A 16,440-nucleotide genomic window follows, 5' to 3' on the forward strand; every position below is an offset into this window, starting at 1 on the left:
GCTGTCACGGGCCGGTCAGGCATGGCAATCTGTCTTGTATGGACCGCGTCGATCATGGAATCCTGGACATCTTGCGTGCCGACTCGCGGACCTCGATCCGAGAGGTCGCCGAACGGCTCGGGATCAGCCGCGCGAGCGCCTACGCGAGGGTCAAGCGGCTCGTGGAGACCCGGGTGATCCGTGGCTTCACCATCGACGTCGACCACGCGGCCCTGGGGCTGGGCCTGCCGGCCTACATCCACGTCCGGATCAAGCAGAACACCTGGAAGTCCTTCCGGAAGAAGGCCTGGGCGCTGGAGGAGGCGGCTCATGTCGCCCTCGTCGCCGGTGACTTCGACTGCGTGATCCTGGTCCGCGCCCGCGACGCCGAGCACCTGCGCGAGCTCGTGCTGGAGCGGATCCAGGCACTGCCCGAGGTGGTCGCGACCCAGACGGTGCTGGTGTTCGAGGAGCACGTCGGGCAGGCCTGAGCCACCGTTCTGCGGCACGCCTGCGGGCATGTCCCGCCCGCAGCGCCCGGCCGGTCCGCACCGCCCCGGGGACGCCGGGGCTGTGGAGTTGAACGTCGTCCGTCGAGCGATCTCCGTAGGGTCAGTGGCGATGGCGGATGGCGGCGGAATGATGCAGGAGGAACGGCATGGGGCGAGCTCCTGGCTTCGGAACGCTCAAGGCGCGCCGTCTCCGGCGGCTGCTCGAGCACGAACTCGGCTATGCCGTCGCCGGCAACCCGGGCGGCTCCCACCGCCGGCTGACGAGCCCGGGGCGCCCGCCGCTGGTGTTCGCCTACCATGACAACGAGGAGATCGGTGGCTGGATGGTCCGCAAGATCCTCGTGAGCGCCGGACTCAGCGTCGAGGAAGCCAAGGAGGTGTTTCGCCGTGCCTGACCGTGCCGTCAAGGAAACGACCCATGTCCTGATGGTCGACGAGCGTCGAGACGGGGCGGGCCTCAGCATGTACTCGCCCCAGATGCCGGGCTTCGCGTTCGGGCGAGCCACCCAGTCCGAGTTCCTCGCCGACTACCAGGACGCACTGCGCAAGGCAGGAGTTCGCGGTCAGGTCGAGAGCCACAACGAGTACTTCAGTGTCCTTCCGGACGGGCAGGAGTACTCGGTTCGCTGGTCGACCGACCAAGCGCACGTCGATGAGCGCGTCACCCTGGCACAGCACCTGATCGGGATTCTCGAGGCCACGCCCGAGATGGTCCTCAGCGACGTCGACAGCGGGCGCGAGGTTTCGCCCGATGGCATCGTACGATTCGTCTGTGCGCTCCCCAGCGACCGGCTCGGCTGGATCATCGACCAGATGGATCCGAACGGCGAGATCCTGACCATCTGCACGATGGTCACCAACCGGATGATCTTCGGAACCTCCGTGGCGACGGCCGGCGCTCCGGCTGCGGTCGGCTGGCCGCAGACCGATGAGTTCGGCTGGACCCGCGAGACCACGATCGGCGAGATGATGGTGTCGATCGCCTCCTCACCCGAGCGGCGCAAGGTCGCGGTCGCTGCCTGACCCACGATCACGAAGGCGTGGGCGGCGAGAGTCCTGGCGCAGGTCTTCATCCGTGTGGCCAGGCCGGGACAGCCGGCTCGCCGCGGTCGCGGTCCGGCACCTGCCCGTCGTCGTACGCGCGCTCCGTCGACCCGGCTCCAGCACATGAGAGGCGCTGCCGCAGGGTCGATGAGTGAGTTTTCCCCAATATTTGGGGTGTTTCGGCTCCTGCGGTAAAGAAAGTCGGATTGTCGGGACGAGAGGTCCGCGCAGGCGTTTCCTGGACACAGCGCTCGGGGGCTGCTCTCACATCCATCACCCCTCTCTCCTTCTGGAGGCTTTGGCATGCGCCGAATCACTGATCGCCTCTCCGAGGCGCGCCGCGACGACCGCGGCTTCACGCTCATCGAACTGCTGATCGTCATCATCATCCTCGGCGTCCTCGCCGCCATCGTGGTGTTCTCCGTGCGGGGCATCACGAACAACAGCGAGACGACCGCCTGCAAGACCGAGATCCGTACGGTCGAGACGGCCGTAGAAGCCGCCTATGCCGAGACCGGTTCGTATCCGGCCGACGTCGACGCCCTCGTCGCTGGTGGATTCCTCCGTGCGGCTCCTGAGGGACCGCCCAACGGCCCGTCATCGATCAGTGGAGCCACGGCGATCACTGCGACGGGTGCGCTGAACCCGGCGCCGGCTGGTTGCTGATCGAACTCGGACTCTCGTTGGGGTGGGCCGTTGCTCGGGCGACGGTCCTCCACAGCCGATCATCGGAACCCAGCTGAGGAGCACCCGTGTTCCACCACCCGCACCGCATCGGTGACCGCGTCGACCGGCTCCTGGGCATCCTCTGGGACGCCCAGGGCACCGACCTGATGCTGACCGCCGGCCTGCCGCCCATGATCCGGGTCGACGGCACCCTGACTCCCGCTCCGGGACAGGCATCGCTCACCCCTGACGACGCCGACGCCCTGCTGTCCGAGGTGCTGACGCCGGAGCAACAGGAAGAGTGGGAGTCGCGCCACGAGTACGACTTCTCCTTCTCCTGGCGCGAGCACGCCCGGATCCGCGGCAACGCGTTCACCCAGCGGGGGCTGACGGCCGTCGCGCTGCGGATGATCCCGCGCGCCGTGCCGACGCCCGACGACCTCGGTCTGCCGCAGGTGCTGCGCGAGCTGTCGATGCGCCACCAGGGGCTGATCTTGATGACCGGCCCGACCGGATCCGGGAAGTCGACCACGCTCGCCTCGCTCGTCGATCTGATCAACCGCAACCGCGGCTGCCACATCATCACGGTCGAGGATCCGATCGAGTACGTCCACGACCACCAGCGGGCGGCGGTCAACCAGCGCGAGGTCGGCACCGACACCGCGAGCTTCCGCGACGCGCTCCGCTCGGTGCTCCGAGAGGACCCGGACGTGCTGCTCGTCGGCGAGATGCGCGACCTCGAGTCGATCCAGTTCGCGCTCACGGTCGCCGAGACCGGTCACCTGGTGTTCGCGACCCTGCACACCAATGACACCGCGCAGTCGCTCGGCCGGATGATCGACGTGTTCCCGGCCGAGCAGCAGTCCCAGATCCGGGTCCAGCTCGCCGCCGCGCTGTCGTGCGTCGTCTACCAGCGGCTGATCCCGCGGGCGGGCGGCGGCATGATCGCGGCCTACGAGGTGCTGGTCGCCACGCCCGCCGTGCGCAACCTGATCAAGGAGGGCAAGACGCACCAGCTGCGCAACTCCCTGGTCACCGGCGCCCAGGACGGCATGGTGACGCTCGAGAGGTCGCTGTCGCACCTGATCCAGCAGGGGATCGTGACGGAGCAGGAGGCCGCCGCGCGCAGTCTCTATCCCAAGGACATCGAGGCCCGGCCGCGGTACGCCGCCGGTGCGGTCCGGTGACGGGAGGATTCCGATGAGGTTGAAGGGCAGGCACAGCAAGGTCGACGCGCCCGTCGCCGTCCCGCGCACCGGCGAGGACGACGAGCGGCTCGGCCGGATCCTGGTCGACGCCGGCCGGGTCCGGCCCGACCAGGTGGACGCGGTCCGCGGCGGCGACCAGGGCGACCACGACGGCGACCTCGGGCAGCGGCTGGTGGCCAGCGGCGCCATCACCGACGGCGTGCTGGCACGCACGCTCGCCGAGCACCACAGGGTCGGTGTCGCCGACTTCCGGTACCTGGCGCCGGCCGACGACGCGGTCGCCCTGCTCACCCGGGACCAGGCGGTGACCTTCGACGCGCTGCCGATCGCCCTGGACGAGGACGCCGTGATCGTCGCGGTGCTGGACCCGGCCCCGGAGCGGATGCAGGCGCTGGTCGCCGTCCTCGGGCGGCCGGTCCGGCCGCTGGTCACCACGCGTCGCGACCTGGACCGCGGCCTGGCCCGGTCGTACCGGGCCACCCAGGACGTGGGTGGCCAGATCCAGGCGTTCGAGGCGCGCGACGTGCTGCGCCGGGAGGCGGCGGGTCTCGACGTCAGCGCCAACGAGGAGGCGCCGGTCGTCCGGGTGGTGCAGTCGGTCATCACGCAGGCGCTGCGGGACCGGGCCTCCGACATCCACGTCGAGCCGACGGGGGAGCGGGTCCGGGTGCGCTACCGCATCGACGGCGCGCTCACCGAGGTGCTGGACCTGCCGGCGTCGATCGGGCCGGCCATCGTCAGCCGCGTGAAGATCCTCGGTGGGATGAACATCGTCGAGCGGAGACGTCCCCAGGACGGCCAGATCTCCATGGCGGTCGACGGACGCGAGATCGACATCCGGGTCTCGACCACCGCGGTGGTCGGCGGGGAGAAGATCGTGATGCGGGTGCTCGACAAGAGCCGCCCACTCTTCGCGCTGGAGCAGCTGGGCATGCCGGCCGACACGGCGGCGCGCTACACCCAGCTGATCCACTCGCCGTTCGGGATGGTCATCTGCGCCGGCCCGACCGGCGGTGGCAAGACCACCACTCTCTACGCGTCGCTCGGCGAGCTGAACAGCCCCGAGAAGAACCTGATGACGATCGAGGATCCGGTCGAGTACACCTTCGACTCGATCAACCAGATCCAGATCAACGAGCAGGCCGGGATCACGTTCGCCGGCGGGCTGAAGTCCATCCTGCGCCAGGACCCGGATGTGATCCTGGTCGGCGAGATCCGCGACGTCGACACCGCCCGGATCGCCGTCCAGTCCGCCCTCACCGGCCACTTCGTGCTGTCGTCGCTGCACGCCACCGAGGCCGTCTCTGCGCTCTACCGCCTGCTCGACATGGGCATCGAGGCCTTCCTCATCGCGTCCTCGGTGACCGCGGTGGTCGCCCAGCGACTGGTCCGCCGCAGTTGCACGTCCTGCCTGGCGCCGTACCGGCCCGCGCCCGACGAGGTCGCCTTCGTCCGGCAGTTCGACGGCCAGGAGCCCCTCGGCGGCTGGCGGCACGGCACCGGATGCCACTTCTGCGCCCACACCGGCTACCTGGAGCGGATCGGCGTCTACGAGATGCTGGTGGTGACCGACGAGGTGCGCGAGCTGATCGTCGACCGGGCGCCGCACGACCAGATGCGCAAGCTCGCCCGGAACCAGGGGATGCGCACCCTGCAGGAGCAGGCGGTCCGCCTGGTCACCGACGGCACGACGACGGCCGCCGAGGTCATGCGCTCGATCTACGTCGCGGGAGCCTGAGATGCCGAAGTACGCCTTTGCCGGAGTCGACCTGGAGGGCAAGCGGGTCCGAGGCACCCAGAAGGCCGCCAGCCGCGGTGACGCCGAGGTCGCGCTCTTCCAGCGCGAGCTGCGCGACCTGCGGGTCACCGAGAAGACCAGTCTGCTCCAGTACGAGATATCGGGGCCGCGGATCAAGAAGGAGGAGGTCATGCATCTCTCCCGTCAGATCGCGGCGTTCCTCCGTGCCGGTCTGCCGATCCTCGACGCGGTCCACTCGATCGGCGCCGAGAGCGAGAACTCCTCGGTGCGTCGGATGATGCACGACGTCGAGGACGGGTTGCGGACCGGCGAGCGGTTCTCCGACACGTTGGAGCGCTATCCCAAGGTGTTCCCCGAGTTCTACCGCGGCATCGTCCGATCGGCCGAGCTGACCGGCGAGCTCGACGTCGTCCTGTCGCGTCTGGCGATCTACCTGGAGCGCGACCTCGAGGCGCGTCGCAAGATCAAGTCCGCGATGATGTATCCGATGGCCGTCGCGGCCATGTCGGTGGTCACCGTCCTCGTGCTGGCGATCTACGTGCTGCCGAAGTTCGAGGACTTCTTCGCCGAGCTCGATGCCGACCTCCCGCTGCCCACGCGGATGCTGCTGTCCTTCACCGACTTCCTCGGCCACTGGTGGTGGGCGATCGTCGCCGGCCTCGTCGCCTGGGGGCTGCTGTTCCTGCTGTCCCAGCGGTTCGAGCGCGGCCGGTACGTCTGGCACGCCTTCCTGCTCCGGGTCCCGGTGCTCGGCGAGACGATCCAGTACGCGCTGGTCGAGCGGTTCTGCCGGGTGATGGCCTCGATGGTGGCCGCCGGGGTCAATCTGCCCGAGGCGATCCGGGTCGCGACCGACTCGCTGCGCAACCGGGTCTTCGTCAAGCGACTCAACGGCGTCACCGAGCAGATGCTCGAGGGCCAGGGACTCGCCGGCCCGCTGGCCCGGACCCGCCTCTTCCCCGGCACGGCGACCGCGATGCTCCGGGTCGGCGAGGAGACCGGCTCCATGGACACCCAGCTCGAGGTGACGGCGGAGTACTACGAGGACGAGCTCGACTACAAGATCAACAAGCTCACGGCGCTGTTCGAGCCGATCGTGATCATCGTGATGGGCGGCATCGTCGGGTTCGTCGCCGTGGCCCTGGTGTCCGCGATGTACGGCATCTTCCAGCAGGTCGAGATCTGATGGACCTTCCCGGCCGGCTCACGCGCGACCGCTCCGACGCCGGGGCGACGCTCATCGAGGTGCTGGTCGCGCTCTCCATCCTGAGCATCGCCGCGGTCGCGATCCTGGCCGGCGTGGAGATGAGCATCAAGACGTCCGACATCCATCGCAAGCAGAGCACGGGCGGTGCCTACGTGCGCAACTACGCCGAAGCCGTCCAGGCCTACGTGGCCGACGACAACTACGTTCCCTGCGCCGGCGCCGGTGCGTACGCCGCGGCCGTGATCGGCTTCGACGTGCCGGCCGGCTACTCCGCCACCCAGGAGGCGTCGGTGCCGCTGCGCGGCGACGGATCCGAGGACGGCTGCCCCGGCGGCGACAGCGGGGTGCAGCGGCTGACCCTGCGGATGCGCAGCGACGACGGCCGCTCGACCGAGGTGCTGACCGTCGTCGTGCGCGATCCCTGCGCGCCGGGGGACACGTCGTGCTGAGGCGTGCGCGGGGCGACGCGGGCTTCACCCTGATGGAGGTCATGGTGACCGTCGCCATCATGGGCGTCATCGTCACCGGGCTCACCGGTGTGGTGATCAGCTACCTGCGGACGACGACCGACACCCGCTCTCGGATGACCGAGTCCCTGGACCTCCAGTTCGTGACCGCCTACTGGCAGCGGGACGTGTCCAGCATCGGGGTCCGCAGCAAGGACTACGACGACGACGAGGCGGTCCACTCGTACCCGACGAAGCAGTCGGTCGGCCTGGACCGGTGCCCGGGCGATGGCGCACCCGTCGTGACCCTGGCCTGGAGCGAGTACTCCTCGACGGTCTCCGAGAAGGAGCCCGACCTGGTGAAGGTGACCTATGCCGTCCGGGACAACGGGGGCGGCCGGAAGGACCTCGTCCGGATCCGTTGCGGCTCGGCGCCGTCGACCACCGTCGTGGCGACGAACCTCACCGTCGCACCGGACGTCATCTGCACGGGTGGCGGGGTCACCGGCTGTGGCGACGCCACCGGCCGGGTCCCGACGAGGATCACGATGACGCTGAGCATCAGCGACTCCGAGGGCTACGGCCGGACCACGATCAGCGAGACGATCGCCGGCGAGCGGAGGCAGACATGAGACGACGTTTCCTCAGGCGGCTCGGGCTGGCGCGCGACGCCGGCGAGCGCGGCGCGATCCTCGTGATCGCACTGATCATCATCACCGTGGTCGCGGTGGTCACCGGACTGGTCCTCACCCGCGGGGACGGCAGCCTGCGCGCCACGGTGGCGTTGCGCAACGTGGCCGGCTCGACGTACGCCGCCGACGCGGCCGCCCAGGTCGTCCTCAACGGTCTCCGCACCGGCTACTGGGACAGCTCCGACGACGACCCGTCGGTCGTGCCCCCGGCCGGCTGGCGGTTCAACAACGAGCTGAGCGACGGCTGCTTCGGATACGACAGCGCCGACGTGGTGAGCGAGGACGACGCCCTGCTCCTGCCCGACTTCTACCCGCCGCCCAAGGCGACGGGGGAGGCCGGGACGTCCGCGTTCGTGACCTGCGAGCCCGAGGACGCCACCGGCGCGCAGGGGACGGCGCGACACGTGACCAACGCGAACAGCCCGGGTGACGCCATCATCATGCTGGGCAACGACGCCGGTGAGACGGGCCTGTACAACTTCAACAAGGTCCTCTCGGTGCGCGGCGGGATCCGCGTGAACTCGACGATCGACGCCAAGGGGACGATCAGGGTCAACGACGCGAATGTGTGGGCACGGGGGCAGTCCTGCGTCAACATCACACTGAGCTCGAGCACCACCGCGACGTACACCGCGAACTGCGGCACCGGGACCGGCCCGTCGGATCCCGACTATCCGCCGGACGTCACGACGATCCCGCCGTGGCGCCCGGTCCCGGCCTGCCCGGCCGGCGGCGCCTACGTCGAGTTCCAGCCCGGCTACTACGACGACGTCAAGGCGCTGACCGACCTGACGACGAGCTGCGACAAGATCCTCTGGTTCCGGACGGGGAGCTACTACTTCGACTTCCACAACCGGTCGAGCAACGGCGACCCGCTCTACGAGAGTGCGGCCGTCCCGCCGTCCGATGCCAACACGGACGTCTGGGCCATCGGCAACCGGAAGGTGATCGGGGGCGAGCTGCCCGGCGGTGGCACCCCGACGGCGGCCACGCCGATCCCCGGCGCCTGCGAGAACCCGATCGACGACGCCACGTCCCACGGCGTTCAGTTCGTCTTCGGCGGCGACAGCTCGATCTACTTCGACAGCGACACCAAGGCGGAGCTGTGCGCGACCTATCGCGCCGATCGGGCCCCGATCGTCGTCTACGGGCTGAAGAACGACAACGGGCAGGGCGCGAACCCGTCGCTCACCAGCCTCACCGGAGCGACCGGCGCGCTGGTGCCGACGGCGGTGCCGACCGTGACCGCGACCGGCAGCGACCCCACGACCTTCGCGCCGTTGACCGCGGCGGCGCTGCGGGACCAGGGCAACGGAGTGGCGACCTGGACCCGACTGGGCGGCGGCGACAACGGCAACGAGACCCGCACCGTCACCATGGGTGGCTTCGCGCCGCCGGCCGAGGTCCCACCGGGTGCGGTGCTCAAGGCCGCGCGGCTGCTCGTGCGCCACAAGGCCGCGTCCGGCGCCAACGGCTTCCCGGCCTCGACCGTCGCGATCACCCCCACCGCGCCCGGCAGTACCGCGCTGCCCGCCGTCTCGCTGAGCAAGCCGACCTCGCTGACCTCGCAGACCATCGACCTCAAGGCCACCCAGCCGACCGTCTACGACGCCCTGGCGAAGTCGGTGCACGACCGCGGCTACACGGGAGCGGCCATCGCCTTCACGGCGACCGCCAACCGGAACCAGTCCGTCCAGTTGGACCATGTCCGGCTGGAGCTCGAGTACTACGTGCCCAAGCTGCGCGGGCCCGCCACGATCCCCACCAACTGCGTCACGACCGTCGGCAGCGGCTGCTACCTCATCAACACCCACAAGAAGTCGGAGGTCTACCTCCAGGGCACGACCTATGTCCCGCTCGGGCGGATCTACCTCGAGGTCGCGAACACGGACTTCCAGGTCTTCCGCTGGGGCGTCATCGCCCGGTCGCTGTACGCCAACCTCAACGGCGCGTACAAGGAGACGGGAGCGTTGATCGAGCTCCCCGACAACACGCCGGGCATGGGGATCAACGGGACCCTGGTCCAGTTGAAGGTCTACGTCTGCCCAGCGAGCGGGTCGTGCTCCGACGACCCCGACCGGCTCGCCCTCAAGGTCCGTGCCCAGATCTGGGACAAGGACGGCGACCCGGCGACCAGCGCCGACCGCGAGGTCACCGTCCTGAGCTGGAGCCACCAGCACTGAGCGAGCAACAGTTCCTCGACATCGCGGCCCCGGCGATCGCGGGTCTCCTCGGGCTGGCCATCGGGTCCTTCCTCAACGTCGTGGTGCACCGGGTGCCGGCGGGGGAGTCGATCGTGAGCCCGCCGTCGGCGTGCCCGGGCTGCGGGCATCCGATCCGCGCCCGGCACAACGTCCCGGTGCTGGGCTGGCTGGCGCTGCGGGGGAGGTGCTTCGACTGCGCGGCGCCGATCGCCGCGCGCTACCCGCTGGTCGAGGCGGGCACCGGGCTGGCGTTCCTGCTGGTGGCGGTGCGGTTCGGAGCGGACGGAGCGGGGCTGCGGCTGCTCCCCGCCTATCTCACCTTCGCGGCCGTGGCGATCGCGCTCGCCCTGATCGACCTCGACGTGCACCGGCTGCCGGACGCGATCGTGCTGCCGTCGTACCCGGCGCTGGCGGTGCTGTTGGCGCTCGGCGGGGACGGCACCGCGCTGGTGCGTGCCGCGATCGGGGCGGCGGTGCTGGGGTCCTTCTTCCTCGTCGTCTGGTACGTCGCGCCCGGCGGGATGGGGTTCGGCGACGTGAAGCTGTCCGGGCTCGTGGGCGCGATGACGGCGTACCTGACCTGGGGCACCTTCCTGGTGGGCGCGTTCCTGGGCTTCGTGCTGGGCGCCGTGGCCGGGGTGCTGTTGATGGCCGCCGGGCGGGCCGGGCGGAGGACGGCGCTGCCGTTCGGCCCGTTCCTCGTGCTGGGGGCGTGGAGCGCGATCCTCGGGGCCGGTGGGCTCGGCGACGTCTACCTCGCGTCGCTCGGCCGCTGAGCGTGGACCGTCTCTGTCTCGAGCTGACCCGAGCCGAGGCCCAGATCGCGGAGCTGAAGGCCCGGATCCTCGTCACCGCTGACGACGTCGCGACCGAGCACGCGGCCCGCGATGTCGCGGCCTGGCTCGCCCACGCCACCCGAGCCGACCCCCGGGCGACCCGCGCCGACCCCCACCTCGCCCGGGCCCTGGACCCGCACCCGGCCGTGGCGGCCGGGATGCGGGCCGGGACCGTGTCCACAGCCCAGGCCCGAGTGATCATCCGCGCGGTCGACGACCTGCCCACCGACCTCCCTGCCGAGGCCGGCGCCGACCTGGCTGTCTCGGCGGAGCAGACCCTGGTCGGGTACGTACGCCGCCCACCACCCACCCCGCGACCTCCAACGCCTCGGACGGCGGATCCTCGGCGTGATCGCCCCCGACCAGCTCCCCGAACACGGCCGCGACGCCACCACCGTCATCGTCAACCGGCACCACCAACCTGGACAACGCCATCAGCCTCTGCAACCACCACCATCACCGCATCCACGACCACGACGGACTCGCCAACGGCGACATCCGCTTCCACCGACGCACCTAGGGAGACGTGACCTGGGCCCACTGGTATGCGTCGGACGAGGTCAGGGCTGGTTGAGGAACCAGCGCTGGCCGAACGGGTCGCGGAAGGAGGCGACCCGGCCCGCCGGGGGCGCGTCCTCGGGGCCGCGGTCGAGCGGCGTGCCCGCGGCGGTGACCCGCGCGCACAGGGCGTCGACGTCGGGCACGGTGAGATGGAGGGTGACCGGGAGGCCACGGTCGCCCCGCGGCGCTTCGGCGTGCAGGTCGGGGAACTCGTCCGACATCATCCAGCGGGCGCCGTCGATGGCGAGCTCGACATGGCCGAGCCGGCCGTCGGCCATCTCGATGGGCTCGTAGACCACCTCGGCGCCGAGGACGTCGACGTACCACGCCATCGCCACCCGTGCGTCGCGCACGTGGAGGTACGGCGTCAGCTCACTGGCCATGCGTCATTGTGCACCCTCAGCGGCGGCCGTCGTCGTGATGGACGATCCGGTCGCGGCGCCAGGGCGGCGCGATGACGAGCGACAGGACGATCGCCAGCACGCCGGCGACGATCAGGATCGTGCCCAGCAGGTCGTCGTTGACGTAGTCGATGTCCACGGTGATCACGTCGAGGGCGAGGATCAGGCCCAGGACGAGCAGGATGATGCCGAGTCCGATGTACATGTACCCGCGGTGCCCGGTAACGGCGTTGCGATACGCCCCGACCGCCATGGACCGCTGGGCGCGTTGAGCCTCAGCGACGGGTGAAGCAGACCAGACAGGAGCGGGGTGTGTGGTCGAGGTTGCTCCGGTGCAGCCGGGACGCGCGCCGCAGGACGTCGTCGAGCGCCCGCTCGGACGCGGCGATCTCGAGGAGCGCCTGTTCGAGCTCGGGGGGCACCCGCGGGTCGACCTCCGTTCCGCAGGTGGGATCGACCGGGCTGGCTGCGACGGCGCTCATGGGTTCCTCCGGGGCTCAGGGCCGGACCGTTGTCCCTTCCGAGCATCGGGGTCGGCGGGCCGCGCGGCAACGGCCGGCGGCCAGATCGGACCGAACGGGGCACGGCGACCGCCCGGTCGGACTACGGACCCGGGACGGTGGGGCCCGAGGTCATCTCCGGTGCCCGGTCAGGGGACCGGTGAGCCGCTCGCAGCTGCCGTCGGGCACGCCCTGGACGTAGAGGGAGAAGGTGCCGGTGACCTTCTTGCCCGTGAACTCGACACCGATGGTGCCGCTCGACTGGTACGGCCCGGCGAAGGTCATCAGCGCAGTGCCGCGACGCTTCTTGATCTTCGTGCGGCCGACCTCGATCGGCACGTCGACCGTGGTGATGGTGGTCGTCGGGCCGTCGGGTCCGGAGGTGGTGACGACGCACCGCCGGGTGATCACGGTGCTCCACGGCTTGATCACGCCGCGCTTGGTCACCCGCCAGGTGAAGGTGGCGGTGTCGGTCGGGACCCACAGGTCGGAGACGGTGATCGCATAGGTGCCCTTCTTGGGCAGGGCGCCCGATCGCTCGGTGGCGGCCTGCGCCGGCCCGGCGACCAGGACCCCGGCGAGGAGGGCGAGCAGCACAGTGGCGATGCCGACGATTCGTCTCATGGAGGTCTCCCGAGTGGGCCGGATGCGTTCCGTCGGGCACGCTAACACGGGGTCCGCGGCCACGGCGGCCCGCCGCTACTGCAGCGCCGCGGTCAGCCGGGCCACGTTGTCGACGTACTTCGCGCCGGGGGAGCGCTCGCCCCAGGCCTCGAGCGTGAGCTCCTTCGACAGGGTGCGGTAGGTGTCCTCGATGCGGCGCATCTTCGCCACCACGGCAGGATCCGGCATCATCAGCGACACCTCGTAGTTGAGGGCGAACGAGCGCATGTCCATGTTGCTGGAGCCGACCACGGCGACCTGATCGTCGATCGTGAAGTGCTTCGAGTGGAGGATGTACGGCGCCGGGTACAGGTAGATCCGCACACCGGCCTCGAGCAGCGCCTTGTAGTACGACGCCTGGGCGTGCCCGACGAGGAACTGGTCGGACACCTCGCTGACGAACAGCTCGACGTCGATCCCGCGCTCGGCGGCGGTCGTGACGGCGTAGAGCAGCGACTCGTCGGGCACGAAGTACGGCGAGGTCAGCGAGATCCGCTCCCGCGCGGCGTAGAGCAGCGTGGTGAACATCCGCAGGTTGTTCTCGGCGACCAGGCCGGGGCCGCTCGGCACCACCTGGCACGGGACGTCGAAGACCTCCTCGGGACGGCGGTCCTGCTCGCCGTGGACGGCGACCAGATCGACCACCTGGCCGGTCTCGACGTACCAGTCGGAGGCGAAGACGGCGTTGAGCGCGCCGACGACCGGGCCCTCCAGCCGCACCATCAGCTCCACCCACTCGCGGCCGAGCCTCTGGTTGGCGGGCTTGTTGTAGCTGGGCTCGGTGAGGTTGAGCGATCCGGTGAAGCCGACGCTGCCGTCGACGACGAGGATCTTGCGGTGGTTGCGCAGGTCGGGGCGGCGGAAACGGCCCCGCAGCGGCTTGATCGGCAGCATCGGGTGCCACGCGATCTTCGTACCGCGCAGCCGCTTGACCATCCCGCGGTAGCCGGGGATGCGGCGGGAGCCGATGTGGTCGAAGAGGAGGCGTACGTCGACGCCGCGGGCGGTCGCGCGGATCATCGCCTGGAAGACCGGGTCGGTCACGTCGTCCCAGGCCGTGATGTAGAACTGCACGTGCACGTGGCTGCGCGCCCGGTCGATCTCGCGGGCCATCTCGGTCATCAGGGCGCGATAGTCGGACCACAGCTCGACCTCGTTGCCACCGGTGATCGGGAGGGCGCCGAGGCGCTGGTTCAACGTGGTGACGCCCGACATCGACGGTGACAGGCGCGTCGTGTCGAGGGCCAGTGGCAGTGCGTCGCTGCGTTCGCGGATGGCGGCGATCGCCGTGCGCTGGCGGTTGATCCGGCGGGTGCCGAGCCTGATCCGCCCGAACAGCAGGAAGATCGAGAACCCGATGATCGGCTCGATCAGGATCAGCAGCAGCCACGCCATGCCCGTCGACGGCTTGCGGTTGCCGGGGATGATGCCGAGCGCCGCGAGCCGCAGCGCCATGTCGAGTCCGAAGACGATCCAGCCGAGTGTCGACGTCGGAACCAGCCAATTCATGGCTGAACCCTATGGCCGCGCCCGGGAACTCCTCGCCTGCCGGGCGACGATTCGCATCCGACCTGTCGGGGTCGGCGTCGCTCGAGGGCGAGCTTCCGGGCACGACCATGGAATCCTGACCGCATGACACCCCCAGAACCCGGATTGCTCGGTCGTGTCGCCGGCGCGGTGACCGGCAAGGTCGTCGACGCGATGCCCGTCGAGGAGATCCTCGAGCACATCGATATCGACGCCGTGCTCGACCAGGTGGACGTCAACCACCTGCTGGACCGGGTCGACGTGAACCGGCTCCTGGACCGGGTCGACGTCGAGCGGCTGCTCGCGCGCGCCGACGTCGAGGCGCTCGTCCAGCGCGCCGGGATCTCCGACATCGTCGCCGAGACGACCGGTGACCTCGCCGGGCGCACCCTCGACGTCGCCCGCAGCCAGGTGGTCGGCCTGGACCGGGTCGTCAGCGGGTTCGTCGACCGCCTGCTGCGCCGGCGCGGCCCGGCGCCGGTCGGTCCCGCCCTGCTGGTGGGCGAGCGGTGAACCGCGCGACGGTCACCGGCCAGTACGCCGGACCGGTGAGCCGGGCCGCGGCAGTGGCCATCGACGTGGGCGTCGTGCTGGCGTCGTACTCGATCGGGGTGGCGATCCTCGGCTTCCTCCTCCAGGCCCTCCTGGACGTCTCGATCGAGGAGGGCACCGGCGCCGTCGCGACGGTCGCGCTGCTGACCTGGGCGGCGGCGTACGTCGTCGTCGGCATCGCCGTGAGCGGGCGGACCGTGGGCAAGGCGATCGTCGGCCTCAAGATCGTGACCCGCGACGGGCGGCCGGTCGGTCCGGGTGCCTGCGTGGTCCGGACCCTGCTCTTCCCGCTGAGCACGTCCTTCCTCGGTGTCGGCGCACTGCTCATCGTGCTGCGCCGCGACCACCGCGCGCTGCACGACCTGCTCGCGCGGACCGCCGTGGTCTACGACTGGGGCGACCGCCCGGCACAGCTACCGGGGCCGTTGGCGGCGTACCTGCGGGCGCACGATGCCGGCTGACCGCGGGCAAGGCCGGCGCCGGGCACGTAGGTTGAGCCCTATGAGCGGGCGGAGTGAGGCGGCGCAATCTCGCCGCGAGGGTGACGGGCGGGGGTGGTTCGAGCGGTTCGTCGAGGTCGTCCATCGGCTGGTGAGCGCTGCCCCGTTCTTCTACGTCATCGTCGGGGTGCTGGTGGTCTGGGTGGCGAGCCTGCCGTTGTGGTCGAGCGCGACCAAGTGGGAGCTCGCCCTGCACACGGGCTCGTCGGTGCTGTCGCTGCTCCTGCTGGTGCTGCTCCAGAACGCCGGCCGGCGCTCGGAGGAGGCGTCGCAGGAGAAGCTCAACGTGATCGCCGAGGCGCTCTCGGACCTGATGGCCTCCCGTGCCCGGGACGACGAGGGCCTGGAGGAGTCCGTGCGCAGGCTGCGTCAGGCCGTGGGTCTGGAGGGCCGGCACTGACGCTCCTGGCGCCGTCGGGGCTCAGGCCAGCGACCGCCCGATGCCCCGGGCGGCGACCTGGAGGCCGGCGACGAGGCGGGCCCGGTCCCGCTTGAGCGACGGTACGACGACGCCGAGCGCCGCGACGACGTGGCTGCCGGCCGGCACGGCGACGGCGACCGAGCAGGCGCCGAGGGTCATCTCCTCGACGGTGGTGGCGTAGCCGTCGCGGCGGACCCGGTCGAGCTGCTCGCGCAGCCGAGCCGGCTGGGTGATCGTGTACGGCGTGATCCGGGTCAACCGCGCCAGCGCCTGCGTCACGACCTCGTCGGGGGCGTGGGCCAGCAGCACCTTGCCGACGCCCGTCGCGTGGAGCGGCAGCCGGGAGCCGACGGTGCTGACGACGGGGACGGAGGCGCGACCGGACAGGCGTTCGAGGTAGAGCACCTCGGTGCCCTCACGCACGGCGAGGTGGACGGTTGCGCGGGTGGTGGCATGGAGGTCGTTCATGAAGGGTGCAGCGACCTCACGCAGCCCGGTCTCGACGGGAGCGAGGAGGCCGACCTGCCACAGCCGGCGGGCGATGACGTACTCGCCGCCGGTGCGTCGCACCAGGGCGCCGCCGGCGACCAGCTCGCCGACCAGGCGGTGTGCGGTGGGGAGCGGGAGGTCGGCGCGGCGGGCGAGCTCGGAGAGGGTGAGCCGGCGGTGGGCGTCGTCGAAGGCGAAGAGCAGGGCCAGGCCGCGCGACACGACGGTCGCGCCGGGGACGGAGGTGTTGCCGGCCATGCCCATCCTTTCGCT

At 70.5% G+C, this 16,440-nt stretch carries 20 protein-coding genes; 14 read left to right on the forward strand and 6 right to left on the reverse strand.

Annotation, left to right across the window (positions count from 1 at the left end):
• Positions 1-38: 38 nt before the first annotated feature.
• The 11 genes from RB608_RS13075 to RB608_RS13125 all read left to right on the forward strand — a co-directional run bounded on the left by RB608_RS13075 (position 39) and on the right by RB608_RS13125 (position 10,493).
• Positions 39-470, forward strand: coding sequence for an Lrp/AsnC family transcriptional regulator (locus tag RB608_RS13075; protein WP_308088385.1), 432 nt, complete (start codon positions 39-41; stop codon positions 468-470).
• 167 nt (positions 471-637) lie between these two features.
• On the forward strand, positions 638-886 hold the full coding sequence (locus RB608_RS13080; protein WP_308088387.1) for a type II toxin-antitoxin system HicA family toxin: 249 nt from the start codon (positions 638-640) through the stop codon (positions 884-886).
• Positions 879-1,514, forward strand: coding sequence for a hypothetical protein (locus RB608_RS13085; RefSeq protein ID WP_308088388.1), 636 nt, complete (start codon positions 879-881; stop codon positions 1,512-1,514). The genes RB608_RS13080 and RB608_RS13085 overlap by 8 nt, the downstream gene beginning before the upstream one ends.
• 324 nt (positions 1,515-1,838) lie before the next feature.
• Positions 1,839-2,201 (forward strand): prepilin-type N-terminal cleavage/methylation domain-containing protein, encoded by a 363-nt coding sequence (locus RB608_RS13090; protein WP_308088389.1) that lies wholly within the window; start codon positions 1,839-1,841, stop codon positions 2,199-2,201.
• Between the two features lie 86 nt (positions 2,202-2,287).
• Positions 2,288-3,388 carry a type IV pilus twitching motility protein PilT gene (locus RB608_RS13095; RefSeq protein ID WP_308088391.1) on the forward strand — a complete coding sequence of 367 codons (1,101 nt, stop codon included), beginning with the start codon at positions 2,288-2,290 and terminating at the stop codon, positions 3,386-3,388.
• A gap of 13 nt (positions 3,389-3,401) precedes the next feature.
• The gene (locus RB608_RS13100; protein WP_308088392.1) at positions 3,402-5,147 is read left to right on the forward strand and encodes an ATPase, T2SS/T4P/T4SS family; all 1,746 of its coding nucleotides are present in this window, start codon (positions 3,402-3,404) and stop codon (positions 5,145-5,147) included.
• Between the two features lies 1 nt (position 5,148).
• Entirely contained in the window at positions 5,149-6,354 is a 1,206-nt protein-coding gene (locus RB608_RS13105; RefSeq protein ID WP_308088393.1) for a type II secretion system F family protein, read from the forward strand.
• The gene (locus tag RB608_RS13110) at positions 6,354-6,824 is read left to right on the forward strand and encodes a type II secretion system protein (protein WP_308088394.1); all 471 of its coding nucleotides are present in this window, start codon (positions 6,354-6,356) and stop codon (positions 6,822-6,824) included. The genes RB608_RS13105 and RB608_RS13110 overlap by 1 nt, the downstream gene beginning before the upstream one ends.
• On the forward strand, positions 6,818-7,453 hold the full coding sequence (locus RB608_RS13115) for a prepilin-type N-terminal cleavage/methylation domain-containing protein (protein ID WP_308088395.1): 636 nt from the start codon (positions 6,818-6,820) through the stop codon (positions 7,451-7,453). The genes RB608_RS13110 and RB608_RS13115 overlap by 7 nt, the downstream gene beginning before the upstream one ends.
• Positions 7,450-9,696 carry a hypothetical protein gene (locus tag RB608_RS13120; RefSeq protein ID WP_308088396.1) on the forward strand — a complete coding sequence of 749 codons (2,247 nt, stop codon included), beginning with the start codon at positions 7,450-7,452 and terminating at the stop codon, positions 9,694-9,696. Before RB608_RS13115 ends, RB608_RS13120 begins: the two co-directional genes overlap by 4 nt.
• 53 nt (positions 9,697-9,749) lie before the next feature.
• The gene (locus RB608_RS13125; RefSeq protein ID WP_308088487.1) at positions 9,750-10,493 is read left to right on the forward strand and encodes a prepilin peptidase; all 744 of its coding nucleotides are present in this window, start codon (positions 9,750-9,752) and stop codon (positions 10,491-10,493) included.
• Between the two features lie 620 nt (positions 10,494-11,113).
• Here RB608_RS13125 and RB608_RS13130 read toward each other — a convergent pair.
• The 5 genes from RB608_RS13130 to cls all read right to left on the reverse strand — a co-directional run bounded on the left by RB608_RS13130 (position 11,114) and on the right by cls (position 14,187).
• Positions 11,114-11,497, reverse strand: coding sequence for a VOC family protein (locus RB608_RS13130; RefSeq protein WP_308088397.1), 384 nt, complete (start codon positions 11,495-11,497; stop codon positions 11,114-11,116).
• Positions 11,498-11,513: 16 nt separating this feature from the next.
• On the reverse strand, positions 11,514-11,720 hold the full coding sequence (locus RB608_RS13135) for a DUF6458 family protein (RefSeq protein ID WP_308088398.1): 207 nt from the start codon (positions 11,718-11,720) through the stop codon (positions 11,514-11,516).
• A gap of 70 nt (positions 11,721-11,790) precedes the next feature.
• Entirely contained in the window at positions 11,791-11,997 is a 207-nt protein-coding gene (locus tag RB608_RS13140) for a hypothetical protein (RefSeq protein WP_308088399.1), read from the reverse strand.
• 150 nt (positions 11,998-12,147) lie between these two features.
• Complete coding sequence (locus tag RB608_RS13145; RefSeq protein WP_308088400.1) at positions 12,148-12,639, reverse strand: hypothetical protein; 492 nt, start codon at positions 12,637-12,639, stop codon at positions 12,148-12,150.
• A gap of 75 nt (positions 12,640-12,714) precedes the next feature.
• The gene (cls, locus tag RB608_RS13150; protein ID WP_308088401.1) at positions 12,715-14,187 is read right to left on the reverse strand and encodes a cardiolipin synthase; all 1,473 of its coding nucleotides are present in this window, start codon (positions 14,185-14,187) and stop codon (positions 12,715-12,717) included.
• 123 nt (positions 14,188-14,310) lie between these two features.
• Here cls and RB608_RS13155 point away from each other — a divergent pair, with 123 nt between their 5' ends.
• Genes RB608_RS13155 through RB608_RS13165 form a run of 3 tightly spaced genes read left to right on the forward strand, consistent with a single transcriptional unit; the run spans position 14,311 to position 15,657 of the window.
• Positions 14,311-14,718 carry a hypothetical protein gene (locus RB608_RS13155; RefSeq protein ID WP_308088403.1) on the forward strand — a complete coding sequence of 136 codons (408 nt, stop codon included), beginning with the start codon at positions 14,311-14,313 and terminating at the stop codon, positions 14,716-14,718.
• Positions 14,715-15,218, forward strand: coding sequence for an RDD family protein (locus tag RB608_RS13160; RefSeq protein WP_308088404.1), 504 nt, complete (start codon positions 14,715-14,717; stop codon positions 15,216-15,218). The genes RB608_RS13155 and RB608_RS13160 overlap by 4 nt, the downstream gene beginning before the upstream one ends.
• 40 nt (positions 15,219-15,258) lie before the next feature.
• Entirely contained in the window at positions 15,259-15,657 is a 399-nt protein-coding gene (locus RB608_RS13165; protein ID WP_308088405.1) for a low affinity iron permease family protein, read from the forward strand.
• A gap of 21 nt (positions 15,658-15,678) precedes the next feature.
• On the opposite strand, the gene RB608_RS13170 is transcribed toward RB608_RS13165, so the two are convergent.
• The gene (locus RB608_RS13170) at positions 15,679-16,425 is read right to left on the reverse strand and encodes an IclR family transcriptional regulator (RefSeq protein ID WP_308088406.1); all 747 of its coding nucleotides are present in this window, start codon (positions 16,423-16,425) and stop codon (positions 15,679-15,681) included.
• Positions 16,426-16,440 lie beyond the last annotated feature (15 nt).

This window comes from Nocardioides sp. LHD-245 (assembly GCF_030929495.1).
Lineage (GTDB): Bacteria > Actinomycetota > Actinomycetes > Propionibacteriales > Nocardioidaceae > Nocardioides.

Bases quoted from the DNA above. Each gene is read 5' to 3' on its own strand.
- RB608_RS13075 (WP_308088385.1), top strand. From the start codon at position 39: ATGGACCGCGTCGATCATGGAATCCTGGACATCTTGCGTGCCGACTCG.
- RB608_RS13080 (WP_308088387.1), top strand. From the start codon at position 638: ATGGGGCGAGCTCCTGGCTTCGGAACGCTCAAGGCGCGCCGTCTCCGG.
- RB608_RS13090 (WP_308088389.1), top strand. From the start codon at position 1,839: ATGCGCCGAATCACTGATCGCCTCTCCGAGGCGCGCCGCGACGACCGC.
- RB608_RS13100 (WP_308088392.1), top strand. From the start codon at position 3,402: ATGAGGTTGAAGGGCAGGCACAGCAAGGTCGACGCGCCCGTCGCCGTC.
- RB608_RS13105 (WP_308088393.1), top strand. From the start codon at position 5,149: ATGCCGAAGTACGCCTTTGCCGGAGTCGACCTGGAGGGCAAGCGGGTC.
- RB608_RS13110 (WP_308088394.1), top strand. From the start codon at position 6,354: ATGGACCTTCCCGGCCGGCTCACGCGCGACCGCTCCGACGCCGGGGCG.
- RB608_RS13120 (WP_308088396.1), top strand. From the start codon at position 7,450: ATGAGACGACGTTTCCTCAGGCGGCTCGGGCTGGCGCGCGACGCCGGC.
- RB608_RS13130 (WP_308088397.1), bottom strand. From the start codon at position 11,497: ATGGCCAGTGAGCTGACGCCGTACCTCCACGTGCGCGACGCACGGGTG.
- RB608_RS13135 (WP_308088398.1), bottom strand. From the start codon at position 11,720: ATGTACATCGGACTCGGCATCATCCTGCTCGTCCTGGGCCTGATCCTC.
- RB608_RS13140 (WP_308088399.1), bottom strand. From the start codon at position 11,997: ATGAGCGCCGTCGCAGCCAGCCCGGTCGATCCCACCTGCGGAACGGAG.
- RB608_RS13145 (WP_308088400.1), bottom strand. From the start codon at position 12,639: ATGAGACGAATCGTCGGCATCGCCACTGTGCTGCTCGCCCTCCTCGCC.
- cls (WP_308088401.1), bottom strand. From the start codon at position 14,187: ATGAATTGGCTGGTTCCGACGTCGACACTCGGCTGGATCGTCTTCGGA.
- RB608_RS13155 (WP_308088403.1), top strand. From the start codon at position 14,311: ATGACACCCCCAGAACCCGGATTGCTCGGTCGTGTCGCCGGCGCGGTG.
- RB608_RS13165 (WP_308088405.1), top strand. From the start codon at position 15,259: ATGAGCGGGCGGAGTGAGGCGGCGCAATCTCGCCGCGAGGGTGACGGG.
- RB608_RS13170 (WP_308088406.1), bottom strand. From the start codon at position 16,425: ATGGCCGGCAACACCTCCGTCCCCGGCGCGACCGTCGTGTCGCGCGGC.